General features: G+C 71.3%; 25 protein-coding genes and 1 tRNA gene. 24 read left to right on the top strand and 2 right to left on the bottom strand.

From position 1 onward, the window contains the following. Window positions 1-26: 26 nt before the first annotated feature. The 7 genes from moaA (at window position 27) to E4T13_RS20395 (ending at window position 6,079) form a co-directional block, all read left to right on the top strand. Window positions 27-1,019, top strand: a complete 993-nt coding sequence (moaA, locus tag E4T13_RS20425; RefSeq protein WP_137180196.1) for a GTP 3',8-cyclase MoaA — start codon at window positions 27-29, stop codon at window positions 1,017-1,019. Beyond that, window positions 1,019-1,411 carry a hypothetical protein gene (locus E4T13_RS20420; protein ID WP_137180195.1) on the top strand — a complete coding sequence of 131 codons (393 nt, stop codon included), beginning with the start codon at window positions 1,019-1,021 and terminating at the stop codon, window positions 1,409-1,411. Before moaA ends, E4T13_RS20420 begins: the two co-directional genes overlap by 1 nt. 87 nt (window positions 1,412-1,498) lie before the next feature. Then, window positions 1,499-1,876, top strand: coding sequence for a hypothetical protein (locus tag E4T13_RS20415; protein WP_137180194.1), 378 nt, complete (start codon window positions 1,499-1,501; stop codon window positions 1,874-1,876). A gap of 83 nt (window positions 1,877-1,959) precedes the next feature. Continuing rightward, the gene (locus tag E4T13_RS20410) at window positions 1,960-2,802 is read left to right on the top strand and encodes a carbon-nitrogen hydrolase family protein (protein WP_206030261.1); all 843 of its coding nucleotides are present in this window, start codon (window positions 1,960-1,962) and stop codon (window positions 2,800-2,802) included. A gap of 40 nt (window positions 2,803-2,842) precedes the next feature. Continuing rightward, window positions 2,843-3,604, top strand: a complete 762-nt coding sequence (locus E4T13_RS20405) for an NAD kinase (RefSeq protein WP_206030301.1) — start codon at window positions 2,843-2,845, stop codon at window positions 3,602-3,604. Window positions 3,605-3,626: 22 nt separating this feature from the next. Next, window positions 3,627-4,826 carry an MFS transporter gene (locus tag E4T13_RS20400; protein WP_137180192.1) on the top strand — a complete coding sequence of 400 codons (1,200 nt, stop codon included), beginning with the start codon at window positions 3,627-3,629 and terminating at the stop codon, window positions 4,824-4,826. Window positions 4,827-5,089: 263 nt separating this feature from the next. After that, window positions 5,090-6,079, top strand: coding sequence for a PEP-CTERM sorting domain-containing protein (locus tag E4T13_RS20395; RefSeq protein WP_170985111.1), 990 nt, complete (start codon window positions 5,090-5,092; stop codon window positions 6,077-6,079). Between the two features lie 18 nt (window positions 6,080-6,097). On the opposite strand, the gene E4T13_RS20390 is transcribed toward E4T13_RS20395, so the two are convergent. Beyond that, window positions 6,098-6,763: a hypothetical protein gene (locus tag E4T13_RS20390; protein WP_137180190.1), complete on the bottom strand. Its 666-nt coding sequence runs from the start codon at window positions 6,761-6,763 to the stop codon at window positions 6,098-6,100. Window positions 6,764-6,957: 194 nt separating this feature from the next. On the opposite strand from E4T13_RS20390, the gene hisG reads away from it, so the two are divergent. The 11 genes from hisG to E4T13_RS20335 all read left to right on the top strand — a co-directional run bounded on the left by hisG (window position 6,958) and on the right by E4T13_RS20335 (window position 15,398). Then, window positions 6,958-7,674 (top strand): ATP phosphoribosyltransferase, encoded by a 717-nt coding sequence (gene hisG, locus E4T13_RS20385; RefSeq protein WP_137180189.1) that lies wholly within the window; start codon window positions 6,958-6,960, stop codon window positions 7,672-7,674. A 25-nt stretch (window positions 7,675-7,699) separates the two neighbouring features. Next, window positions 7,700-8,995 (top strand): histidinol dehydrogenase, encoded by a 1,296-nt coding sequence (gene hisD / locus E4T13_RS20380; RefSeq protein ID WP_137180188.1) that lies wholly within the window; start codon window positions 7,700-7,702, stop codon window positions 8,993-8,995. 124 nt (window positions 8,996-9,119) lie between these two features. Further along, window positions 9,120-9,338, top strand: a complete 219-nt coding sequence (gene infA, locus E4T13_RS20375; protein ID WP_026033499.1) for a translation initiation factor IF-1 — start codon at window positions 9,120-9,122, stop codon at window positions 9,336-9,338. Window positions 9,339-9,475: 137 nt separating this feature from the next. Further along, a complete protein-coding gene (locus E4T13_RS20370) occupies window positions 9,476-10,075 on the top strand; it encodes a nucleoside triphosphate pyrophosphatase (protein WP_206030260.1) in 600 nt (199 codons plus the stop codon). Beyond that, window positions 10,060-11,166 (top strand): ribonuclease E/G, encoded by a 1,107-nt coding sequence (locus E4T13_RS20365; RefSeq protein ID WP_137180186.1) that lies wholly within the window; start codon window positions 10,060-10,062, stop codon window positions 11,164-11,166. Before E4T13_RS20370 ends, E4T13_RS20365 begins: the two co-directional genes overlap by 16 nt. After that, a complete protein-coding gene (gene yacG / locus E4T13_RS20360; protein ID WP_137180185.1) occupies window positions 11,163-11,342 on the top strand; it encodes a DNA gyrase inhibitor YacG in 180 nt (59 codons plus the stop codon). Before E4T13_RS20365 ends, yacG begins: the two co-directional genes overlap by 4 nt. Before the next feature lie 130 nt (window positions 11,343-11,472). Further along, window positions 11,473-11,548 (top strand) — tRNA-Phe (locus E4T13_RS20355). A gap of 91 nt (window positions 11,549-11,639) precedes the next feature. Beyond that, on the top strand, window positions 11,640-12,554 hold the full coding sequence (locus tag E4T13_RS20350) for a branched-chain amino acid ABC transporter permease (protein WP_137180184.1): 915 nt from the start codon (window positions 11,640-11,642) through the stop codon (window positions 12,552-12,554). Continuing rightward, window positions 12,551-13,834 (top strand): high-affinity branched-chain amino acid ABC transporter permease LivM, encoded by a 1,284-nt coding sequence (livM, locus tag E4T13_RS20345; protein ID WP_137180183.1) that lies wholly within the window; start codon window positions 12,551-12,553, stop codon window positions 13,832-13,834. Before E4T13_RS20350 ends, livM begins: the two co-directional genes overlap by 4 nt. Beyond that, complete coding sequence (locus E4T13_RS20340; protein WP_137180182.1) at window positions 13,831-14,682, top strand: ABC transporter ATP-binding protein; 852 nt, start codon at window positions 13,831-13,833, stop codon at window positions 14,680-14,682. The genes livM and E4T13_RS20340 overlap by 4 nt, the downstream gene beginning before the upstream one ends. Before the next feature lie 8 nt (window positions 14,683-14,690). Continuing rightward, complete coding sequence (locus E4T13_RS20335; protein WP_206030287.1) at window positions 14,691-15,398, top strand: ABC transporter ATP-binding protein; 708 nt, start codon at window positions 14,691-14,693, stop codon at window positions 15,396-15,398. A 30-nt stretch (window positions 15,399-15,428) separates the two neighbouring features. On the opposite strand, the gene E4T13_RS20330 is transcribed toward E4T13_RS20335, so the two are convergent. Beyond that, a complete protein-coding gene (locus tag E4T13_RS20330) occupies window positions 15,429-16,187 on the bottom strand; it encodes a class I SAM-dependent methyltransferase (protein WP_170985110.1) in 759 nt (252 codons plus the stop codon). A 148-nt stretch (window positions 16,188-16,335) separates the two neighbouring features. Between E4T13_RS20330 and E4T13_RS20325 the strand changes: the two genes are divergently transcribed. The 6 genes from E4T13_RS20325 to E4T13_RS20300 all read left to right on the top strand — a co-directional run bounded on the left by E4T13_RS20325 (window position 16,336) and on the right by E4T13_RS20300 (window position 22,404). Next, window positions 16,336-18,894 carry a chemotaxis protein CheW gene (locus tag E4T13_RS20325; RefSeq protein WP_137180179.1) on the top strand — a complete coding sequence of 853 codons (2,559 nt, stop codon included), beginning with the start codon at window positions 16,336-16,338 and terminating at the stop codon, window positions 18,892-18,894. Window positions 18,895-18,906: 12 nt separating this feature from the next. Next, window positions 18,907-19,371, top strand: a complete 465-nt coding sequence (locus E4T13_RS20320) for a chemotaxis protein CheW (RefSeq protein WP_137180178.1) — start codon at window positions 18,907-18,909, stop codon at window positions 19,369-19,371. Further along, window positions 19,368-19,769 (top strand): response regulator, encoded by a 402-nt coding sequence (locus tag E4T13_RS20315; RefSeq protein WP_137180177.1) that lies wholly within the window; start codon window positions 19,368-19,370, stop codon window positions 19,767-19,769. Before E4T13_RS20320 ends, E4T13_RS20315 begins: the two co-directional genes overlap by 4 nt. A gap of 77 nt (window positions 19,770-19,846) precedes the next feature. After that, entirely contained in the window at window positions 19,847-20,887 is a 1,041-nt protein-coding gene (locus E4T13_RS20310; protein WP_137180176.1) for a chemotaxis response regulator protein-glutamate methylesterase, read from the top strand. Next, window positions 20,884-21,708 (top strand): CheR family methyltransferase, encoded by an 825-nt coding sequence (locus tag E4T13_RS20305; protein ID WP_137180175.1) that lies wholly within the window; start codon window positions 20,884-20,886, stop codon window positions 21,706-21,708. Before E4T13_RS20310 ends, E4T13_RS20305 begins: the two co-directional genes overlap by 4 nt. A gap of 69 nt (window positions 21,709-21,777) precedes the next feature. After that, complete coding sequence (locus E4T13_RS20300) at window positions 21,778-22,404, top strand: MSMEG_1061 family FMN-dependent PPOX-type flavoprotein (protein WP_137180174.1); 627 nt, start codon at window positions 21,778-21,780, stop codon at window positions 22,402-22,404. Window positions 22,405-22,421 lie beyond the last annotated feature (17 nt).

Here is a 22,421-nt window from a genome sequence, read left to right as displayed (position 1 = left end):
CCGCCCTGAAAGGTCCGCCAGCACCCATGATCGACCCCTTCGGCCGCAAGATCAGCTACCTCCGCGTTTCGGTCACCGACCGATGCGACCTCCGCTGCGTCTATTGCATGGCGGAGGACATGACCTTCCTTCCCAAGAAGGAAGTGCTGACGCTCGAGGAGCTGGACCGGCTCTGCGGCGCCTTCATATCGCTCGGCACCGAGAAGATCCGCCTGACCGGCGGCGAGCCGCTGGTGCGCAAGAACGTCATCAGCCTGTTCCGCAGCCTCGGCCAGCGGCTGAATGGCGGCGGGCTCAGGGAACTGACGGTCACCACCAACGGCACCCAACTGGTGAGGATGGCCGACGAGCTCTACGCGGCGGGCGTGCGGCGCATCAACGTCTCGCTCGACAGCCTCGACCCCGCGACCTTCACCGCCCTGACCCGCTGGGGGAAGATCGAGCCGACGCTGGACGGCATCTTCGCCGCCAAGGCCGCCGGGCTGCAGGTGAAGATCAACGCCGTCGCGATGAAGGGCGTCAACGAGCACGAATTCGACCGCATGCTGGTCTGGTGCGGCGAGCACGGCTTCGACCTCTGCCTGATCGAGACCATGCCGCTCGGCGAGATCGGCAGCGACCGCACCGACCAATATCTGCCGCTCTCCACCGTGCGGGACCGGCTGCGCGCGCATTGGACCTTGCAGGACACCGACTACAAGACCGGCGGCCCGGCGCGGTACTACACGGTCAAGGAGACCGGGCGGCGCATCGGCTTCATCACGCCGATGACCCACAATTTCTGCGAGAGCTGCAACCGCGTCAGGCTCACCTGCACCGGCACGCTCTACATGTGCCTGGGCCAGGACGACGCGGCCGATCTGCGCGCGGTGCTGCGCGATCCCTCGGTGGACGAGGCCGGGCTGCAGGAGGCGATCCAGGCCGCCATCGCGCGCAAGCCCAAGGGCCATGATTTCGTGATAGACCGGGACCGCAAGGCGCCGGCGGTCGCGCGCCACATGAGCGTGACAGGCGGCTGATGCTCCAGGACCTCGCCAGCGCGGTGACCCTTCCGGGCCTGCCCCCTTGGACCGGACTGGTGGCGCTGGTCGTGCTGCTGCTGGTGGGGCTGGCCTATCTGCTGATGCCCTTCAGCGTCTTCGGCGTAAAGGGCAGGCTGGACGCGATCGAGGCGCAGCTCGACGAGATCCAGACCGAGATCCGCACCCTGGCGCTGCGCCTGCCGGAGCCGGGGCGCGGCCGCCGCCCGCCGGTGGACGACGAATGGGTGGAGCCGCCGCCTATGGCGCGGCGCGCGGAGACCGCGTCTCCACCACGCCATGCGCCGCCTGTCCCGCCACCCGCCACCTGGCCCGATCGCGGCGGCAGCCGTGCCGAGCCACGGGTGGAATGGCCTCGCCAGCCGCGCTGAACAAAAAAGACCTTTCTCTACCCCTTGTTTGCATCTTGGCGTGTAACTTAGCCTCCTCGTTGTAACGGAACCGGGAGGACGCCTCTGATGCGTCGTCGTCTGCTGACTGCTGCTCTGCTGACCACTGCCTCTTTCGGCCTCGCTGCGTGCCAGCAGCAGCCGGCGCAACAGGTGGTGGTCGTCCCCAGCCAGGCTTGCGACACATCCTTCCGCGTCTCGAACCAGTCCTCCGTGACCGTGGCGCAACTCTTCTTCAGCCATTCCAGCCGGAATGGCTGGGGCACCGACCAACTCGGCCAGTCGGTGCTGGCGCCGGGCCGCTACGTGAACTACCGCGCCGCGAACACCGGCAACTACGATTTCCGTGTGGTCTGGGCGAATGGCCGTGCGGCGGAGATCCGCGGCGTGAATGTCTGCCGCGCGAGCCGCATCACCGTGACCAACAGCGGCCTGATCGCGAGCTGAGTCGCGCCGGGCGCACGCCGGCTGCGGCGGCGCCCGGACCCGCCCGGCTTGCGCGCGGCGCGCGGGCGGCGCTTGATCGGGCGATGCGCGTCGCCGTCATCCAGATGAACCAGGGCTCCGACAAGGCCGCGAACATCGCGCAGGCCCGTCGGCTGATCGAGGGCGCCATCGCGGCCGACCGGCCGGACATGGTCTCCCTGCCGGAGACCTGGACCAATCTCGGCGGCGGGCGCGATGCCCGCATGGCGGCTGCGGAAGACCTGCCGGAGCCCGGCGGCACCGGCGGGCCGGCCTATGAGTTCCTGCGCGAGGTCGCGCGCGCCAACGGCATCCATGTGCATGGCGGCTCCATCATCGAGCAGGGCGGGGAGAAGCTGTTCAACACCTCCCTGCTGTTCGACGCGGGTGGGCGGGAGATCGCGCGCTACCGCAAGATCCACCTGTTCGACATCACCGCGCCCGACGGCACCGGCTATCGCGAGAGCGCGCTCTATGGCGCCGGCAATGCGCTGGTCTGCGTGGACGCCGGGGGCGTCACCTTCGGGCTGACGGTCTGTTACGACATGCGCTTCGCCGAGCAGTTCGTCGCGCTGCGCAGGATGGGCGCGGAGGCGATCCTGGTGCCCTCCAACTTCACGCTGCAGACCGGCAAGGACCATTGGGAGGTGCTGCTGCGCGCGCGGGCCATCGAGTCGCAGTGCTGGATCGTCGCGGCCGCGTCGTATGGCTCCTATGAGGAGCGCGGCGCCACCCGTCAGGTCTACGGGCACTCCCTGGTCTGCGATCCCTGGGGCCATGTCGTCGCGAAATGCAGCGACGGCGTCGGCTGGGCGACGGCGCGCATCGACCCGGACGTCACCGCGCGCGTGCGGCGCGACATGCCGGTGCTGGAGCATCGCGCGGCGCGGAAGGTGGACGGGTTGTGACCAGCGCCGGCGAGCCTCCCCCGCGCGCGGACGCCCTCGCTTGACCGCCATCGCCTTCCTTGCCGCGGCCACCGAGGTCGCGCGCTCGGCGCAGGACAGGCTGGCGGAACGCTACGGCGCGGCGCCGCTGGATCGCGCGGAATTCGTCGTCGCCCTCGGCGGCGACGGGATGATGCTGGAGACGCAGCACAAGCTGCTCGGCCGCAACCTGCCGATCTACGGCATGAATTGCGGCAGCGTCGGCTTCCTGATGAACGACTACCGCGAGGACGCGCTGCCGGAACGCCTGGCGCAGGCCCAGGCCGCGGTGCTGCACCCGCTGCGCATGCGCGCCTTCACCGGCAGCGGCGCCGAGGAAGGCGCGCTGGCGATCAACGAGGTCTCCCTGCTGCGCGAGACCCGCCAGGCCGCCAAGATCCGCGTGCTGATCGACGGCAAGACGCGGCTGACGGAGCTGATCTGCGACGGCATCCTGGTGAGCACTCCCGCCGGCAGCACCGCCTACAACCTCTCGGCGCATGGGCCGATCGTGCCGCTCGGCGCCAACCTGCTGCCGCTGACGCCGATCAGCGCCTTCCGCCCGCGGCGCTGGCGCGGCGCGCTGCTGCCCGCCGAAGCCGAGGTGGTGTTCGAGGTGCTGGAGCACGAGAAGCGCCCCGTCTCCGCCACCGCCGACTACACCGAGGTGCGCGACGTGCGCCGCGTGGAGGTGCGCGAGGACCGCGGCGTGTCGCTGACCATGCTGTTCGACCCCGACCACGGGCTGTCGGAGCGCATCATCGCGGAGCAGTTCACGGTCTGATGGACACGGACCCCCACCAACCATGACCAGCGAGCGGCGATTGGTCATCGCCGTCGCGATCCACCAGCTGATCTGCTGGGGCACGGTCTACAGCAGCTTTCCCGCCTTCCTGGCGCCGATGGAAGCCGAGCTCGGCTGGTCGCGCGCGGCCATCGCCGGCGCCTTCAGCACCGGCCTGCTCGCCTCCGGCATCGCGGCCATCCCGGCCGGGCGCTGGGTGGACCGGCATGGCTCGGGCGGGCTGCTGACGCTGGGTGCCGCGCTCGGCGTGCCGCTGCTGGTGGCCTGGTCGCTGGTGGACAGCCTGGTGCTGTTCTACGCGCTCTGGATCGCCATCGGCATCAGCCATGCGATGTGCCTGACCGACCCGGCCTATGCGCTGGTCGCGGCGAACACCCGCGACCCGCGCCGGGCGATCACCCACATCAGCTTCGTCACGGGCTTCTGCACCGCGATCTTCCTGCCCTTCGGCGCGCTGCTGGTCGAGAATTTCGGATGGCGCGCGGCGCTGCTGGTCTTCGCCGGGCTGCAGCTGGTGCCGGTGGTCGTGGCGGCGACCATGCTGCGGGGGCTGCGGGGCAGCCTTTCCGGCGCCGCCGATCGCCCCGGACTGCTGCGCGCCGTGCTGCGCAACCGGGTGTTCTGGGCGCTGACGGTCGCTGCCTGCGGCCAAGTCTTCGTGGGCAGCGGCGTGATGTTCCACATGCTGCCCTTCCTGGATGAGCGCGGCCTGGCGCTGGGCCTCGCGCTGGTGATCATCGCGCTGCACGGCCCGATCCAGGTGGCGTCCCGCCTGGTGCTGGTGATGCTGGGGCCGCGCGGGCTGGACAGCCGCCCGGTCGGGCTGTTCGGCTTCCTGCTGCTGCCGCCCGCCATGGCGGTGCTGGCCGTCACCCCGACCTCCTTCGGGCTGATGCTGGTCTTCGCGCTGCTGTTCGGGATCTCCGGCGGGCTGGTCAACATCGTCCGCGCCACCGCAATCGTGGACCTGCTGGGGCGGGAGGGATACGGCCAGATCAGCGCGGCGATGAGCACGGGCATGGTGCTCTCCCGCATCGCGGCGCCGCTCTCGCTCTCCCTTCTGTGGGACCGTGCCGGCAACTACGATGCGATGCCCTGGCTGCTGACCGGCGTGGCGACGGTGGCGGGCCTGGCGTTCCTGGTGGCCGTGCTGTGGGCGCGCCGTCAGCCGCCGCTGACCACCGCCAGCGGCACCTCGTAGCGCTTGCCGCCGCACCCTGGCAGCAAGCCCAGCTATATGCTTCAATAACGACGTGAACGGGTTGTCGTCTTTGCGGCTGTGCTTAAGAAACGTCATCCACGCACCGCGGCGCGACCATGCAACGTGCGGAGCCAGGGAGAAGGGCTGTCATGGCAAGCTTCGCCGGGTACATTCCAGGTGATACCTTTCTGTACGCAGGCGACTACACCACTTCCCCAAGCGGCACCTATTATGGTGTCTCCGGGGGCGGATTCTTTTGGATCGTGCCCGGATCCAACCCGGACGTCGCCGGATGCTGCACGAATGGCTGGACGCCGCTGAGCGGCCTCAGCGACGCCAACCTCGGCGGCTTCTTTGCGCACATGCAGACCGACGGCAACTTCGTTCTCTACACCTCGGCCACCGGCACCAATAGCGGGACAGTGGTGCCGGTCGCCGCGACGCAGAGCCAGCAGCAAGGCTCCTCAACCTCCTACTTCGCCCAGGTACAGGACGATGGGAGCTTCCAGGTCTTCTCCGGCAGCGGCCCGCAGGACGGCAACAAGTCGTCCATCTACACCGCCACCAATGCGCAAGGCGCGGTGACGGCGCTGGACCTCCAGACGGTCACCTACGACTTCGCCAACGCCCAGTTCAGCAACATCACCGGCATCGCCGAGGCGCCGGTGGACCTGACCAACACCACGAACCTCCCGCAGCAAGGCATCGGGCAGCTGAACCTCAGCTACAGCCAATCCTATTCGCTGTCCTTCTCGGTGGCCGACAGCGTCGGAGAATCCATCACAGCCACCACCACGGTCAGCCTGCCCGGTCTCGCGAAGGAAGGGCTCCAGGTCGGGGTCTCGAACCAGACGACCGTGACGCATGGCCGCGCCGACACCACCACGAGCACCGTTCAATGGGTCGTCGGCTTCCGCCCGACGGTTCCGCCGCTCACGACGCTGCGGGTGCAGGTGAACGGCGTGAACGCCGCCTACGAGGTGCCCTTCTCCTGGTCGGGCGTGGCGACCTACGAGGGCGGTGCGACCGCGGACGTCGTGGGCTCGGGGATGTTCAAGGGTGCGTCGCAAGGCAACTTCCAGGCCACCGTGTCCTGCCTGATCTCGGTGCTGCCATCCCATTGCGACCCCGGCGCCTATCAGATCCCGCTCACCTTCACCGAGGTGTCCGAACCCGGCACGATGGCGCTGCTCGCGGTTGCGCTGATCGGCGTGGTCGCGGCAGGGCGGTTCAAGCCGCGACGCGCCGCATGAAGCCATGGCGCGCCAGCATCATCGCTGCGCCGCCGGCGGGTCGGCAGCCGGCGAGGGGGTTCCGGCCTCGATGACCGCGCGCGGCACTTCGTAGCGCTCGCCGCCGATGCGGATCAGGAAGAGGTCGTTCAGCCGCTCCACGGTGAAGCTGCCCTCGCCGTCGGAGCGCACCGGCACGCCATCGTCGAAATAGATGTAGCGCACGATGCCGGCGCTGCCGGTGACGCGCAGGCTCGCCGCGCCCGGCCCGTTGCGCAGCACGCCGAAGGCGCAGTCGCGCGATGTCTGGCCGGGGATGGTGGCGCAGGGGATCTTGCCGGTGGCGTCGAAGGCGGGCTCGGCCTCGGTCGCCGCAGGCGCGGCGGCCGGCGGGGCGGGCAGCAGGAAGCGCGCGGCGACCCAGCCGGCTTGCGCGCCCGCCAGCCGCTCCACGCGGCACCACCGCTCCGCGCGCACCGTGCGGCAGCCGCGGTTGCGCAGGACCTCGCCGGGCGGCAGGCCGGTGACGATCATGCCCTCGATGGGCTCCTCCCGCATGTTCAGCCGGCTGCCGCCGGGCGCGCCGCGCACCGCCCAGAAATCCGGCTCGGCATCCTCGGGCACGGACAGGCCGTGGGATTGGGCCGCGGCCTGGCCGAACCACAGCGCGCAGGCCAGCAGCGGGACCAGCAGGCGCATCGCCATCCCCTCTCTCACGGCGTGGCAGGGTAGGGAGGCCGCGGCACCCCGGTCCAGACGCCGCGCGAAGGGCTGCCGCGCGCGCGCCGCCGGTTGACCCGCCGGGCCGGCTCTGCGATTCGCCCGGCGCACGCATGTCTTCACCCCGGTGCCACGGGGCCGTGATCGTCTCGCGGCCGGGCGTAGTGCCAGGATCGACCATGGAAACCCTGACGCACGCCACCTTTCCCGCCGATCCCTCCACCCCGGCCGAGGTCGGCGGCACGCTGATCCTGGCGCTGCCGAAGGGGCGGATCCTGTCGGAACTCGCCCCGGTGCTGGCGCGCGCCGGCATCCAGCCGGCCGCCGACCTCGAGGATGAGGGCAGCCGCCGCCTGCGCTTCGAGACCAACCATCCCGGCCTCGACGTGGTGCGGGTGCGGTCCTTCGACGTCGCGACCTTCGTGGCGCATGGCGCGGCGCAGATCGGCGTCTGCGGCGCAGACGTGCTGATGGAGTTCGACGACGACCAGATCTATGCGCCGCTCGACCTCGGCATCGGGCGGTGCCGGGTCAGCGTGGCGGCGCCGGTGGAACTCGCGGGACAGGACCTCGGCGCGGCTTCCCGCCTCAGCGTCGCGACGAAATATCCGGCGATCGCGCGCCGGCATTTCGCGCAGCGCGGCATCCAGGCGGACATCGTCCACCTGAACGGGGCGATGGAGCTGGCGCCTTCGCTCGGCCTCGCGCGGGTGATCGTGGACCTGGTGCAGACCGGCTCGACCCTGAAGGCGAACGGGCTGGTGGAGACGGAGGTGATCGCCAACGTCACCTCCCGCCTGATCGTCAACCGCACCGCGCTGAAGACGCGGCCGGAGGCGATCTCGGGCTGGATCAGCCGCTTCCGGGCGGCGCTGGCGGAGCGCGACGCAAGGTGATGATGTCCACGCGCGGGGACGCGCGATGAAGAGACTGGATACGAAAGACGCCGGCTTCGAGGCGGCGTTCCGCGCCCTGCTGGACGAGGCGCGGGAGACGACGGCGACGGTGGATGCCGCCGTGGCCGGCATCATTGCCGAGGTCCGCGCGCGGGGCGACGCGGCGCTGCTGGAGCTGACCGCGCGCTTCGACCGTTGGACGCCGGCTTCCGCTGCGGCGCTGCGCGTGTCGGCCGCGGAGATCGATGCCGCCGTCGCCGCCATCCCCGCCCAGCGGCGCGATGCGCTGCAACTCGCCGCCGAACGGGTCGAAAAATTCCATCGGGCGCAGATGCCGCGCGACGTGGAACTGACCGAGCCCGGCCTTATCACGGGCATGCGCTGGGGCGCGCTGGATGCGGTGGGGCTTTACGTCCCGGGCGGCAAGGCGGCCTATCCCTCCTCCGTGCTGATGAACGCGCTGCCGGCGCGCGTGGCGGGCGTCGGGCGGATCGCGATGTGCGTGCCGACGCCGGATGGCGTGCTCAACCCGCTGGTGCTGGCCGCCGCACGGCTGGCCGGCGTGACCGAGGTGTTCCGGGTGGGCGGCGCGCAGGCGGTTGCGGCGCTGGCCTGGGGCACCGACGGCATCGCGCCGGTGGATCGCATCGTCGGGCCGGGCAACGCCTATGTCGCGGAGGCGAAGCGCCAGGTCTTCGGCCGCGTCGGCATCGATTCCATCGCCGGCCCGTCGGAGGTGGTGGTCATCGCGGACGGGTCGAACGACCCGCATCACGTCGCGCTCGATCTGCTGGCCCAGGCCGAGCATGACGAGGCGGCGCAATCCATCCTGATCACCGACGATGCCGGCTTCGCCGACGCGGTCGCCGCCGCCGTCGAGCGCGCCCTGCGCACCCTGCCGCGCGCGATGATCGCCGGCGCCTCCTGGGCGCGGCATGGTGCCCTGGTGGTGGTGCGCGACTGGGCGGAAGCGGCCGAGCTGACCAACCGCCTGGCGCCCGAGCACCTGCAGATCATGGTCGCCGATCCCCGCGCGCTGTTCGGCAGGATCCGCCATGCCGGCGCGGCCTTCCTGGGCCGCTGGTGCCCGGAGGCGATCGGCGACTATGTCGCCGGCCCCAACCATGTGCTGCCCACCGGGCGCACCGCGCGCTTCGCCTCCGGCCTGTCGGTGTTCGATTTCCTCAAGCGCACCACCTGGGTGGAGGCGTCGGCGCAGGGCCTCGCCGCCATCGGCCCGGCCGCGGTGACGCTGGCGGAGGCCGAGGGGCTGGACGCGCACGGGCTCAGCGTGGCGGTGCGGCTGGCCGGCAATCCTTGACCCGGGGGGGCTTGACGCTCATCTTCCGCCCCGAATCCGAATATTGCGCCCGCTTCGGACGCCCCTGCCCGGTCCTCGGTGCCCAGGCGCGAACCAACAGGACGCGGCAACGAAAAGGAGCCTCATGTCGAAGGAAGACATGATCGAGTTCAGCGGCCAGGTGGTGGAGCTGCTGCCCAATGCGATGTTCCGCGTGAAGCTCGACAACGACCACATGGTTCTGGCGCATACCAGCGGGAAGATGCGCAAGAACCGCATCCGCGTGCTCGCGGGCGACCGCGTCAACGTGGAGATGACGCCCTACGACCTGACCAAGGGCCGCATCACGTTTAGATTTAAATAGCGCCTCAAACGCCGGCGCCGGGGCCGCCGGCTTGGCTTTCGCGCAGGCCACTGTTCAGCCCGGCGGGACGGTTGGTTTGTGCGCGGGCCGCATTCGCGGCCTCGGCCCGCTGCGCGGGCCGCCCAGGATCGAGCAACGTGGCAGTCCATTCCCCGCCTGAGCGCCCGCCGCTCGTCCTCGCCTCGGCCAGTCCGCGTCGGCGCGAATTGCTGGCGCGCATCGGCGTCGTGCCGGATCGCGTGCTGCCCGTGGATATCGACGAGACGCCGCGCAAGGCGGAATTGCCGCGCCTGCTCGCCGCGCGCCTGGCGCGCGAGAAGGCTGAGGCGGCGCATGCGGCCGCGCCCGATGCGCTGGTGCTGGCCGCCGACACCGTGGTCGGCGTTGGGCGTCGCATCCTGGGCAAGCCCGCCGACGCCGCGGAAGCACGCAGCTTCCTCGACCTGCTCTCCGGCCGCCGGCACCGCGTCATGACGGGCGTCTGCCTGATCCGCCCGGACGGCAAGCGGTCCGAGCGGCTGGTGACCACCATCCTCGCCTTCCAGCGCCTGACGCCGCAGCAGATCGCGCAGCATCTGGACAGCGATGAGTGGCAGGGCGTCGCCGGCGGCTACCAGATCCAGAAACGCGCCGAGGCCTGGACGCGCTTCCTCTCCGGCAGCCATTCCAACGTGGTCGGCCTGCCGCTGTTCGAGACGGCGCAACTGCTGCGGGGCGCGGGGTGGCTGAAGCCCTGATCCGCGTCTCCTGCTCGCCCGGCGAGCGGCGCGTGGCGCTGCTGCGCGGCGACGCGCTCGACCTTGCCGCGGTGGAGCGGCCGGCGCGCCCCGATGGCGTGGGCGACCTGCACCGCGCCCGCGTCACCGCCGTATCCCGCGCCATGAGCGGCGCCTTCCTGGCGATGGCGGATGGCAGCACCGCCTTCCTGCCCGAAAGCGAGGCGCCCGATCGCAAGGCGCTCCACGAGGGCGCCATTCTCCCCGTCCGCGTCTCCCGCGCGCCGCAAGGCGGGAAGGGACCGCGGCTGACCGCGCGCCTCGCCCCGGATGAGATCGCCGCGGCGGCAGGCCAGGGGGTGGCGCTGGTCCGCCGCGGCCCCGATGCCGTGCTGCGCTTCGCCCGCATGGCGCGCGACGCCGCGGTGGTCACCGACGACGCCGCGGAATTCGCCCGCCTCCGCCCGCTGCTTGGCGAGCGAGTCCGCCTGGACCGCACCGGCGCCTTCGACGACGCGCTGGAGGCCGAGTTCGACCTGCTCGCCGGGCCGGAGGTGCCGCTTCCCGGTGGCGGCCGCCTGACCATCCACCCCACCCCGGCCCTGACCGCGCTGGACGTGGATGCCGGCGGCCAGGTGGCGGGCGACGGCGAGGCGGTGATGCGCCTCAACCGGGTCGCGGTGGCCGAGGCCGCCCGGCAGATTCGCCTGCGCAACCTGGCGGGCGCGATCCTGCTGGACGTAGCCGGCCTTACCGTGAAGCGGCGCGAGGCGCTGGCCGACCCGCTCGCCGCGGCGCTCGCCGCCGATCCGCTGCGGCCCAGGCTGCTCGGGCTGACCCGGCTGGGCCTGTTCGAGATCCAGCGGCAGCGCGTGCACCCGCCGCTGCAGGAGGTGCTGGGCTGGCCTCTGTCGCCGCTGTCGCACGGTCTGATCGCGCTGCGCCGCGCGGCGCGGGAGATGGCGGCGGTGCCCGGCCGCATGCCCGCGCTGCATGCAGCGCCCGCGGTGGTCACGGCGTTGGAGGCGCTGCCGGATGCGCTGGCATCGCTGCCGGGGCTGCGCCTGGTGTCCGAGCCCGGCCTCGCGCCGGGCCGGGAGGAGCTGCGATGACCACGCCTCCCAAGCCGCGGAAGACGTGCCCGGTCTGCGGCAGGCCCCTGACCCAGCCGGGCCAGCGCTTCTGCTCCGAACGCTGCCAGCGCGTGGATCTCGGCCGCTGGCTGACCGGCGCCTATGCGATTCCGGCCATTGAGGAGGAGGCGGAGGACCCGGAGGATACCGGCTGAAGCACGGTGCTGGCGGGCTGCCTGGCCGCCGGCGCCCGGGCTTGCGCGGCATGGGTGGACAGGCCCGGGCCCTTCCGCTATCTCCCGCGGCCTCTGCCGGGCGGGCGCGTCATGCGCCCGTCAGCGATGGGCCCAGGTAGCTCAGTTGGTAGAGCATGCGACTGAAAATCGCAGTGTCGGTGGTTCGATTCCGCCCCTGGGCACCATTCCCCCGCAACAGCGCCACGCGCGCAGTTCCCCATTGACCGCGCTTGCCGGAATGTCTCTGACTGGCCGGAAACGGGGAGACTCGCGACCTTGGCCTATGCGCTGCAGCAGCTGATCAACGGCGTCAGCCTCGGCATGATCTACGGGCTGATCGCCGTCGGCTACACGATGGTCTACGGCATCATCGGCATGATCAACTTCGCCCATGGCGACATCTTCATGATCGGCGCCTTCATCGCGCTGATCTCCATCGTCATGGTGATCTCCGGCGGCTTCATGGAAGGGCCGGGCGCGCTGCTGCTGGTGCTTGCGATCTGCATGGCCTTCACCGCGCTCTATGGCTGGACCGTGGAGCGTGTGGCCTACCGGCCGCTCCGCGGCAGCTTCCGCCTGGCGCCGCTGATCAGCGCCATCGGCATGTCCATCGTGCTGCAGAACTACGTGCAGATCGCCCAGGGCGCACGCGTCAAGCCGCTGGAGCCGCAGGTGACCGGCGGCTTCGAGATCATGCGCGAGGGCAACTTCGTCGTGCAGCTCTCCAACATCCAGATCCTGATCATCATGACCACGCTCGCGGTGCTGGCGATCTTCACCTGGCTGGTGACGAAGACGCCCTTGGGCCGCGCGATGCGCGCCTGCGAGCAGGACCGACGCATGGCCAGCCTGCTCGGTATCGACACCGACCGCACGATCAGCCTGACCTTCGTGATCGGCGCCTCGCTCGCCGCCGTCGCAGGCACGCTCTACCTGCTGCGTTACGGCGTCATCGACTTCTACATCGGCTTCCTCGCCGGGGTGAAAGCCTTCACCGCCGCCGTGCTCGGCGGCATCGGATCGCTGCCCGGCGCGGTGCTGGGCGGGCTGCTGATCGGCCTGATCGAGACCTTCTGGTCGGCCTATTTCAGCGTGCAGTACAAGGACGTCGCGGCCTTCTCGATCCTGGCGCTGACCCTGATCTTCCTGCCCACCGGACTGCTCGGCCGGCAGGAGGTGGAGAAGGTATGATCGCAAGGCTGGGTGGCGCGATCCGCGACGCGGCGCTCGCCACGCTCGTCGCCTTCGGCCTGTTCGTGGTGATGGTCGGGCTGCGCACGGATGTCGCGCCGGGCGGCGAGTTGTTCCTGCGCCAGCGCTGGGCGGATGTCGCGCTGCTCTGCGCGCTGGTCTTCGCGGGGCGGCTGCTGGTCTCGCTCTGGGGGCTGCGCCCGCACAGCCTGGGGCAGTCGCCGGGCCGCGCGGCGCTGACGGCGAAGCTCGGCACGTTCTTCGCGCCGGCCTTGCTCGCCTTCGCGCTGGTGCTGCCCTTCGTCCCCGGCATCGGCCGCTACGAGCTCGACCTCGGCATCCTCGTGCTGACCTACGTGATGCTCGGCTGGGGGCTGAACATCGTGGTGGGCCTCGCCGGCCTGCTCGACCTCGGCTACGTCGCCTTTTACGCGGTCGGCGCCTATTCCTACGCGCTGCTGGCGGAGAATTTCGGCTTCTCCTTCTGGATCTGCCTGCCGCTCGCCGGCATCCTCGCGGCCTTCTGGGGCATCCTGCTCGGCTTCCCGGTGCTGCGGCTGCGCGGCGACTACCTGGCGATCGTGACGCTCGCCTTCGGCGAGATCATCCGCATCGTCCTGCTGAACTGGACCGAGCTGACCAACGGCCCGAACGGCATGACGGGCATCCCGCGCCCCACCTTCTTCGGCCTGCCCTTCAGCATGTCCGGCGAGCCCGACACCTTCGCCGGCTTCTTCGGGCTTGAGCCGAGCCCGATCCACCGCGTGATCTTCCTCTACTACCTGATCCTGGTGCTGGCGCTGCTGACCAACTGGGTGACCATCCGCATCCGCCGCCAGCCCATCGGCCGGGCCTGGGAAGCCCTGCGGGAGGACGAGATCGCCTGCCGCGCGCTCGGCATCAACGTCACCGCCACCAAGCTGACGGCCTTCGCGCTGGGTGCGATGTTCGGCGGCTTCGCCGGCGCCTTCTTCGCTACGCGGCAGGGCTTCATCAGCCCGGAATCCTTCACCTTCATCGAGAGCGCCATCATCCTGGCGATCGTCGTGCTCGGCGGCATGGGCAGCCAGATCGGCGTCGCCGTCGCCGCCATCGTGATGATCGGCGGGTTCGAGCTGTTCCGCGACCTCGAGGAATGGCGGATGCTGGTGTTCGGCGCGGCGATGGTGGTGATCATGGTGCTGCGGCCGCGCGGCCTGGTCGGCAGCCGCACGCCCTCCATCGCGCTCGGCGAACGCCGCGCCGTCTCGGCCGCGCATGTCAGCGAGGGCAAGGGATGAGCGCGCAGCTTGCCATGCCCGGCACCGCATCGGCCGGCCCCATCCTGGAGGTGGACGCGCTGACCATGCGCTTCGGCGGGCTGCTCGCCGTGGACGCCGTCAGCTTCACCGCGCGGCGCGGCGACATCACCGCGCTGATCGGGCCGAACGGCGCGGGCAAGACCACGGTGTTCAACTGCATCACCGGCTTCTATCGCCCGACCGCCGGCGCGCTGCGCCTGCATCGGGACCGCGGCGGCGTCGCCGAACTGCAGCGGTTGAAGGACCACAACATCGCCCGCGCCGGCGTCGCCCGCACCTTCCAGAACATCCGCCTGTTCCCCGGCATGACCGCGCTCGAGAACCTGCTGATCGCGCAGCATGTCGTGCTGAACGCCGCGACCGGCTTCGGCATCGGCGCGCTGCTCGGCCTCGGCGGCTATCGCGCGGCGGAGGCGGCGGCTGTGGGCCGCGCCACCGCCTGGCTGCGCGCAACGGGCCTGATCGAGCGCGCGGACGATCCCGCCGGCGCGCTGCCCTATGGCGCGCAACGGCGGCTGGAGATCGCGCGCGCCATGTGCACCGCGCCCGCGCTGCTCTGCCTCGACGAGCCTGCGGCCGGGCTCAATCCGCGCGAATCCGAGGAACTCGCGACGCTGCTGCGCGCCATCCGCGACGGCGCCGCGGCTGAGGGCGCCGCCCCCACCTCCGTCCTGCTGATCGAGCACGACATGGGCATCGTCATGGGCATCTCCGACCATGTCGTGGTGCTGGACCACGGCAAGAAGATCGCGGAGGGACCGCCCATCGTGGTGCGCAACGACCGCCACGTCATCGCCGCCTATCTCGGCGAGGACGAAGAAGCATGACGGGCACGATGCTGGAGGTGACCAACCTCGTTGCCGCCTATGGCGCGGTGGAGGCGCTGAAGGGCGTCTCCCTGCATGTCGAGCGCGGCGAGATCGTCACGCTGATCGGCGCCAACGGCGCGGGCAAGTCCACGCTGCTGATGAGCATCTGCGGCGATCCGCGCCCGCGCGGCGGCAGCGTGGTGCTGGACGGCACCGACATCACCGCCAAGCCGACGCATGAGATCATGCGCATGGGCGTCGCGCAGTCGCCCGAGGGCCGCCGCGTCTTCCCGCGCATGAGCGTGCTCGAGAACCTGCTGATGGGCGCGCAGGCGCAAGGCCATGATCCCGCGCCGGAACTGGAGAAGGTCTTCGCCCTGTTCCCCCGCCTCAAGGAGCGCGAGGCGCAGCGCGGCGGCACGCTGTCGGGCGGGGAGCAGCAGATGCTCGCGATCGGCCGCGCGCTGATGTCGAAGCCGCGCCTGCTGCTGCTGGACGAGCCCTCGCTTGGCCTCGCTCCGCTGATCGTGCGGCAGATATTCTCGGCGATCCGCGCGTTGAACGAGGCGGAAGGTCTGACCGTGCTGCTGGTGGAGCAGAACGCCAACCAGGCGCTGCGCCTGGCGCATCGGGGCTATGTGCTGGTGACCGGCCGCATCACCATGAGTGGCACGGGCGCGGAACTGCTGGCCCGGCCGGAGATCCGCGACGCCTATCTTGGCGGAGGCCACTGAAGCGGCACGGCGTGCCGTGCCGCGCGCCGGTCAGGTCTTGGCGGGCTTCCGCCCGATGACCACGCCCTTCAGGTTGCCGAACAGGGTGAAGGTCATGTCCGGGTTGTCCTGCGTCCAGCGGCGCAACACCGCCCGCTCGCCCTGCCGCTTGCCGTCATCGAGGAACACCGTCGCGCCCGGCGCGAGGTGGGGGAACAGGCTGCCGGCGCCGCAGCGCGTTTCCGGATGGACGGTCCTGGGCGGGCCGTCCACCACCATCAGGTCGATCGCCGTCGGCAGGCCCAGCGTGGCATACCACTGGCCCGGATAGCCCGACACGGGCGCGAGCGGCACGACCGTGATGTCCTCCGGCAGGCCCAGGCGCCGGGCTCGCTGGCGCGTCACGGCGGCGAAGTCGGCGTCATGCTCGTAGGAATGCAGCGTGCCTTCGCCGTTCATCGCCAGGCAGCGGCGAATCACCAGCGTGCTCAGCCCGGAGCCGAACTCGACCACCACCTTGGGCCGCCGCTCCAGCACGGTTTCGGCCAGCATCAGCAGGAAGTCGGGCGCCGCCGCCCAGCCTGCCATGGGCGGCAGGCTGCCGGGCGGCAGTTGCAGCACCGTATGGAGATAGGCGGCCGCCTCCTGCTGTTCCCGCACCTGGAACATCGCCTCGGCGATCGTGCCCTCGCGCACGCGCTCCCGGTAGAGCCAATGCAGGTCGCGGTGCTGGCGGAAGTTCAGGTAGAGCAGCCCGCCGAGCGCGCCCAGCACGCCAAGGCCGAACAGGACAGTCAGGGAGCCCATCATGATATGATATGCACGCCGAAGTTGACCGGCGGATGATGTGCACCATTTGCCGGCGCGGCGCCAGCGCGGCCGCCGCCCTCGTCGCATTCACCTGTTCTTCAGTGGCTCCGAGGCAAAGTCCTGCATCGCCGCTGCCGACGGGATGCCGATGGACGACCTCATCGCGGACTTCCTTGCCGAGACCCATGAAGGCCTCGCCGCGCTCGACGTGGCGCTGGTTCGGCTGGAGAAGGCGCCGGAGGACAAGCCGACCCTGTCGGAGATCTTCCGCGTCATCCATACCATCAAGGGAACCTGCGGCTTCCTCGGCCTGCCCCGGCTGGAAGCGGTGGCGCATGCCGCCGAGAACGTGCTCGGCCGCTACCGCGACGGTGCGCTGAAAGTCACGCCGGACGGCATCACGCTGATCCTGCAGGCGCTGGATCGCATCAAGCTGATCGTGGCGGGTCTGGAGGAGAAGGGCGCCGAGCCCGCCGGCGACGACGCCGCGCTGATCGTGACGCTGGACGACGCCGCGGAGGGCCGCTTCGCCGCCGCGCCCGCGCCCGCGCCCGCGCCGGCCGACTTGGCGGAGGCGCCGGAGACCGACCCGCCCGCGCCCGATGCGCCATCCGCCGAGGCGCCGCAGGTGGAGGCGAACGCGCCGGACCTCCCCGCGGGCGCCGCCGCGCCCCCGCAGAGCATCCGCGTCTCGGTGGACGTTCTGGAGGACCTGATGATGCTGGTCAGCGAACTCGTGCTGACGCGCAACCAGCTTCTGCAGGTGGCGCGCGCACGCGGCGACCAGGCGTTCAGCGTGCCACTGCAGCGCCTCTCGCACATCACCTCGGACCTGCAGGACGGGGTGATGAAGACGCGCATGCAGCCCATCGGCAATGCCTGGTCCAAGCTGCCGCGCCTGGTGCGCGACCTCGCGCGCGAACTCGGCAAGAAGATCGAGCTGGAGATGCGCGGCGCCGACACCGAGCTGGACCGCCAGGTGCTGGAACTGATCAAGGACCCGCTGACGCACATGGTGCGCAACAGCGCGGATCACGGGCTGGAATCTACCGCCGACCGCCGCGCCGCGGGCAAGCCCGAGACCGGCCGCGTGATGCTGAATGCCTATCACGAGGGTGGGCACATCATCATCGAGATCGCCGATGACGGGAAAGGCCTGAACACCGCCCGCATCCGGGAGAAGGCGCTCGCCCAGGGGCTGGCGACGGAAGCGGAACTCGCGGGCATGGCGGAAGCCGAGATCCACCGCTTCATCTTCCGTGCCGGCTTCTCCACCGCGGCCGCCGTCACCGCCGTCTCCGGCCGCGGCGTCGGGATGGACGTGGTGAAGACCAATGTGGAACGCATCGGCGGCACGATCGACGTCGCCTCCTCCGCCGGGCGCGGCACGACCTTCATCATCAAGATCCCGCTGACGCTGGCCATCGTCTCCGCGCTGGTGGTGGAGGTCGCGGGCGAGCGCTTCGCCATTCCGCAGATCGGCGTGCTGGAACTGGTGCGTGTCGGCGGCGCCACGGGCGCGCAGGTGGAGCGGATCAAGAACGCGCCGGTGCTGCGCCTGCGCGACCGGCTGCTGCCGCTGGTCAGCCTGGCTCGCGTGCTGGGCCTGGAGGAGGAAGCGCCTTCGGCCGATATCGGCTTCGTCGTCGTCACCCAGGTCGGGCCCGCGACCTTCGGCATCATCGTGGACCGCGTGCATGACACCGAGGAGATCGTGGTCAAGCCCGTGCCGCCGATCCTGCGCCATATCGGCGTGTTCAGCGGCAACACGATCCTCGGCGACGGCAGCGTCATCATGATCCTCGATCCGAACGGGATCGCGCGCGCCACGGGCGTCGCCGCAGAGGGCGCGAATGCGCGCGCGGCGGAAGGCGTCGCCGCGGGCATGCGCTCGGCCGGCCGGACGGCGCTGCTGCTGTTCCGCGCCGGCGACGCGACGCCGAAGGCTGTGCCGCTCGGCCTCGTCGCGCGGCTGGACGACCTGCCGGTGGACCGCATCGAATTCTCGGGCGGCGCGGCGGTGGTGCAGTATCGCGGCCAGCTCATGCCGCTGATCCCGATGGGCGGCGCCGGCCTCTCGCCGGAAGCCGAGGCGCGCGCCCGGCAGACCGTGCTGGTGTTCAGCGAGGGGGAGCGCAGCCTCGGCATCATGGTCGATGCCATCCTCGACGTCGTCGAGGAGCAGCTGGAGATCAAGGGCGGCACGGACCGCGCCGGCTTCCTCGGCTCCGCCGTCATCGCGGGCAAGGTGACGGACGTCATCGACACCGCCTGGTGGCTGCGCCAGGCCGGCGGCGATTGGTTCCGCCCGAACGAGCCCGTCGTCGCCAAGCGCCTGCTGGTGGTGGAGGACAGCGCCTTCTTCCGCGAACTGGTCGTGCCGAGCCTGGCCGCGCAGGGCTATGAGGTGGTCGCCGTCAGCCAGGCTGCGGAAGCCCTTGCGCTGCGCGAGCGCGGCGCCGAGTTCGACGCCATCGTTTCCGACATCGAGATGCCCGGCATGGACGGCTTCGGCCTGGCGCGCGCGCTGCGCGAAGGCGGCGCCTGGGCGGAGCTGCCGCTGATCGCGCTCTCCGGCCGCGCCGATGCGCCGGCGCTGGCCCGCGCGCGGGACGCCGGCTTCACCGATTTCGTGCCGAAATACGACCGCGACGCGCTGGCGGCGTCGCTTGCCGGCTGCCTTGCGCTGCCGGTCGCGGCCGGCTGAGGAGGGCAGGCGATGCGGACCCAGACGATGCAGCACGCGATCGATGCCGGGGAACTCGTGCTCACGCTGACCGTCGGCGGCCAACCCTGCGGCGTGCCGGTGCTGGTGGTGCGCGACGTGCTCGGCGCGCAGGGCATCACGCGCATCCCGCTGGCGCCGCCGGAGATCGAGGGCGCGATGAACCTGCGCGGGCGCATCGTCACCGCGGTGGACCTGCGCCGCCGTCTCGGCCTGCCGCCCCGCGACGCGGAGACGAAGCCGATGAGCATCGTCGTGGAGCAGGGCGGCGAGCTCTATTCCATGCTGGCCGATGCGGTGGGGGAGGTGGTGCCGCTGCTCGCCTCCGACCGCCAGCCCAACCCGCCGACGCTCGACCCCGCCTGGCGCGAGGTCTCGCGCGGCGTGCACCGGCGCGACGGGCAGTTGCTGATCCTGCTCGATGTCGAGCGGCTGCTGGAAATCGGAGGCGGGCGATGACCGCGATCGTGAAGGAAGCCGGCCACGAGGTGCTGGTGGTGGATGACAGCCGCGTGATGCGCAAGGCCGCGCGGCGCGTGCTGGAAGGCCTCGGCTTCGGCGTGCGGGAAGCGGAGGATGGCGAGAAGGCGCTGGAAGCCTGCCGGGAGGCGATGCCGGACCTGGTGCTGCTGGACTGGAACATGCCGGTGCTGGACGGCATCGGCTTCCTGCGCGCGGCACGCGCCGAGCATGGGCCGGAGCGCCCGGTGGTGATGCTCTGCACCACCGAGAACACGCCGGAGCGCATCATGCAGGCGCTGGAAGCCGGCGCGCAGGAATACGTGATGAAGCCCTACGACGCGGAGATCCTGGGCGGCAAGCTCGCGCAGCTCGGCCTGCTGCAGGACGCGGCGTGACGGCGAGCTTGGCCCTGCGCACGCCGCCGGCCCCGGCCCCGGCCCCGGCCCCGGCCGCGTCCGGGATCGTGCGCGTCATGCTCTGCGACGACAGCGCGGTGGCGCGCGGCGCGCTCTCGCGCATGCTGGCGCGCGATCCGGCGATCCGCGTGACGGCGCAGGCGGCGAACGGCAGGCAGGCCGTGGAGATGCTCGCGGCGCTGCCGGCAGCGGACCGGCCGCAGGTGATCCTGCTCGACCTCGAGATGCCGGTGATGGACGGGCTGACCGCGCTGCCGCTCATCCTGCGCGCCGCGCCCGGCAGCGCGGTGATCGTGGCGAGCGCGCTGACCCAGCGCGGCGCCGCGGCGACGATGCAGGCGTTGCGCGCGGGCGCGGTGGACTACGTCCCGAAGCCGGCCGCCGCGCAGGGCGGGATGAACGATCCCGCCTTCGGCGAGGAGCTGCGCGCGAAGGTCACGGGCTGGGCGCGGATGCGCCGGCGCGAGGCGCCGCGCGCGATGCGGCCGGTGACGCCGGCGGCCGCCGCGCTGCCGAAGCCGCAGGCGATCGCGCTCGGCAGTTCCACCGGCGGTCCGCAGGCCCTCGCCACGCTGGTCGGCGCGGTGACGCGGCCGCCGCCCGTCCCTGTGCTGGCCGTGCAGCACATGCCCGCAGGCTTCACGACGCTGCTGGCCGACCATCTCGACCGGCTCGGTCGCCTGCCCTGCGCCGAGGCGCGGGATGGTGAGGCGCTGCTGCCCGGCCGGCTCTACCTGGCGCCGGGCGACCGGCACCTGATCGCGAAGCCCGGTCCGAACGGGCTGGTGGCGCAGCTTTCGGATGCGCCGGCCGAGAATTTCTGCCGCCCCGCGGTGGACCCGCTGCTGCGCAGCCTGGTCGCTTGCTGCGGCGGCAAGGTGATCGCGGCGATCCTGACGGGCATGGGCCAGGACGGGCTGGCGGGCTGCCGCGCGCTGCGCGCGGCGGGCGGCGGCGTGCTGGCGCAGGACGAGGCGAGTTCGGTGGTGTGGGGCATGCCCGGCGCGGTGACGCGCGCGGGGCTGGCGGCGGTCGTGGCGCCGCCGGAGGAGATCGCGGCGCGCCTGCTTGCCGCCTGCGGGGAGGGACGCGCGTGACGGAACCGGGCTTCGCCGAAGTCGCCGCCCTGGTGCGGCGGCGCGCCGGCATCGTGCTGACTGACGACAAATCCTATCTGCTGGAAACGCGGCTCGGGCCCGTGCTGCAGCGCTTCGGCTTCGCCAATCTGCGGGTGCTCGGCGAGAAGCTGCGCGCCGCGCCGGGGGAGGCGCTGGAGCGCGCGGTGACGGAGGCGCTCACCACGCACGAATCCAGCTTCTTCCGGGATTCGCGGCCCTTCGAGCATCTGCGCGGCCTGCTGCCGCGCCTGGCCGCGGCGAAGCCGCCGGGAGAGCGCCTGCGCATCTGGTCCGCCGCCTGCTCGACCGGGCAGGAGGCCTATTCCATCGCGATGCTGGCGGCGGAGGCCTTCGGCGCCGGCGCGGCGCGCAGCGTCGAGATTCTCGGCACCGACATCTCCGGCGAGATCGTGGCGCGCGCGCGCGAGGGCGTCTTCTCGCAGTTCGAGGTGCAGCGCGGCCTGCCGATCCGCGCGCTGATGACCTATTTCCAGCAGGACGGCGCACGCTGGCGCGTGAAGCCGGAGCTGCGCGCCCTGGTGCGCTTCGAGGAGCGCAACCTGCTCGCCGATTGCGGCGGGCTCGGCCGCTTCGACGTGATCTTCTGCCGCAACGTGCTGATCTACTTCGACACGCCCACCAAGACGCGCGTGCTGGAGATGATGGCGCGCATGCTGGCGGGGCAGGGCGTGCTGTATCTCGGCGCGGCGGAGACGGTCGTGGGCCTGACCAGCCGGCTTGCGCCGCTGCCATCCGAACGCGGGGTCTATGCCGTCGCGGCGCAACGTGCTGCCGCGTAGCCCCGCGTGACAGGCCCCGCGTGACAGGCCCGGCGTGACAGGCAAGCTGGCGCCTGCCATCGTCGCCGCATGGACGCGCCTGTCGAGGATCCCTTCGCCGTAACCACGCCGGATGCGCTGGAGGCGTTGTATGACGCACCCAGCCTGCAGGTCCGCAGCAAGGTCGGCACGCGCATCGGCCCGGCGACACGCGCCTTCATCGCCGCCAGCCCCTATTGCCTGCTGGCCACGATCGGCACCGAGGGGCTGCACGTCACGCCGCGCGGCGACGCGCCCGGCTTCGTCGTGGTGGCGGATGACCACACGCTGATCCTGCCGGATCGCCGCGGCAACAACCGGCTGGACGCGCTGCGCGACATCCTGCGCGACCCGCGCGTCTCGCTGCTGCTGCTGGTGCCGGGGATGACCGAGACGCTGCGTGTGCACGGCCGGGCGCGCATCACCACCGACCCCGCGCTGCGCGCTGCCCATGCCGCGCAGGGCAAGGAGCCCGCGACGCTGCTGGTGATCGCGGTGGAGAGCCTGTTCATGCAATGCGGCAAGGCCGCGATCCGCTCCCGCCTGTGGGAGGGTCGCAGTCGCGCGCCAGGCGTGCCGACGCTCGGTGCGCTGATCGCCGAGCACAGCGCGGGCGCGTCGGACGCAGCCGTGGTGGATGCCGGCATTCCCGAGAGCTACCGCACGCGCCTGTACTGACCGGTCCCGCGCGCCGC

Source organism: Roseomonas sp. AR75, from assembly GCF_005222815.1.
In the GTDB taxonomy this organism is placed as follows: Bacteria; Pseudomonadota; Alphaproteobacteria; order Acetobacterales; family Acetobacteraceae; genus Falsiroseomonas.
The sequence above is the reverse complement of the archived record's forward strand: the minus strand, read 5'-3'. Positions and strand labels throughout refer to the sequence as shown.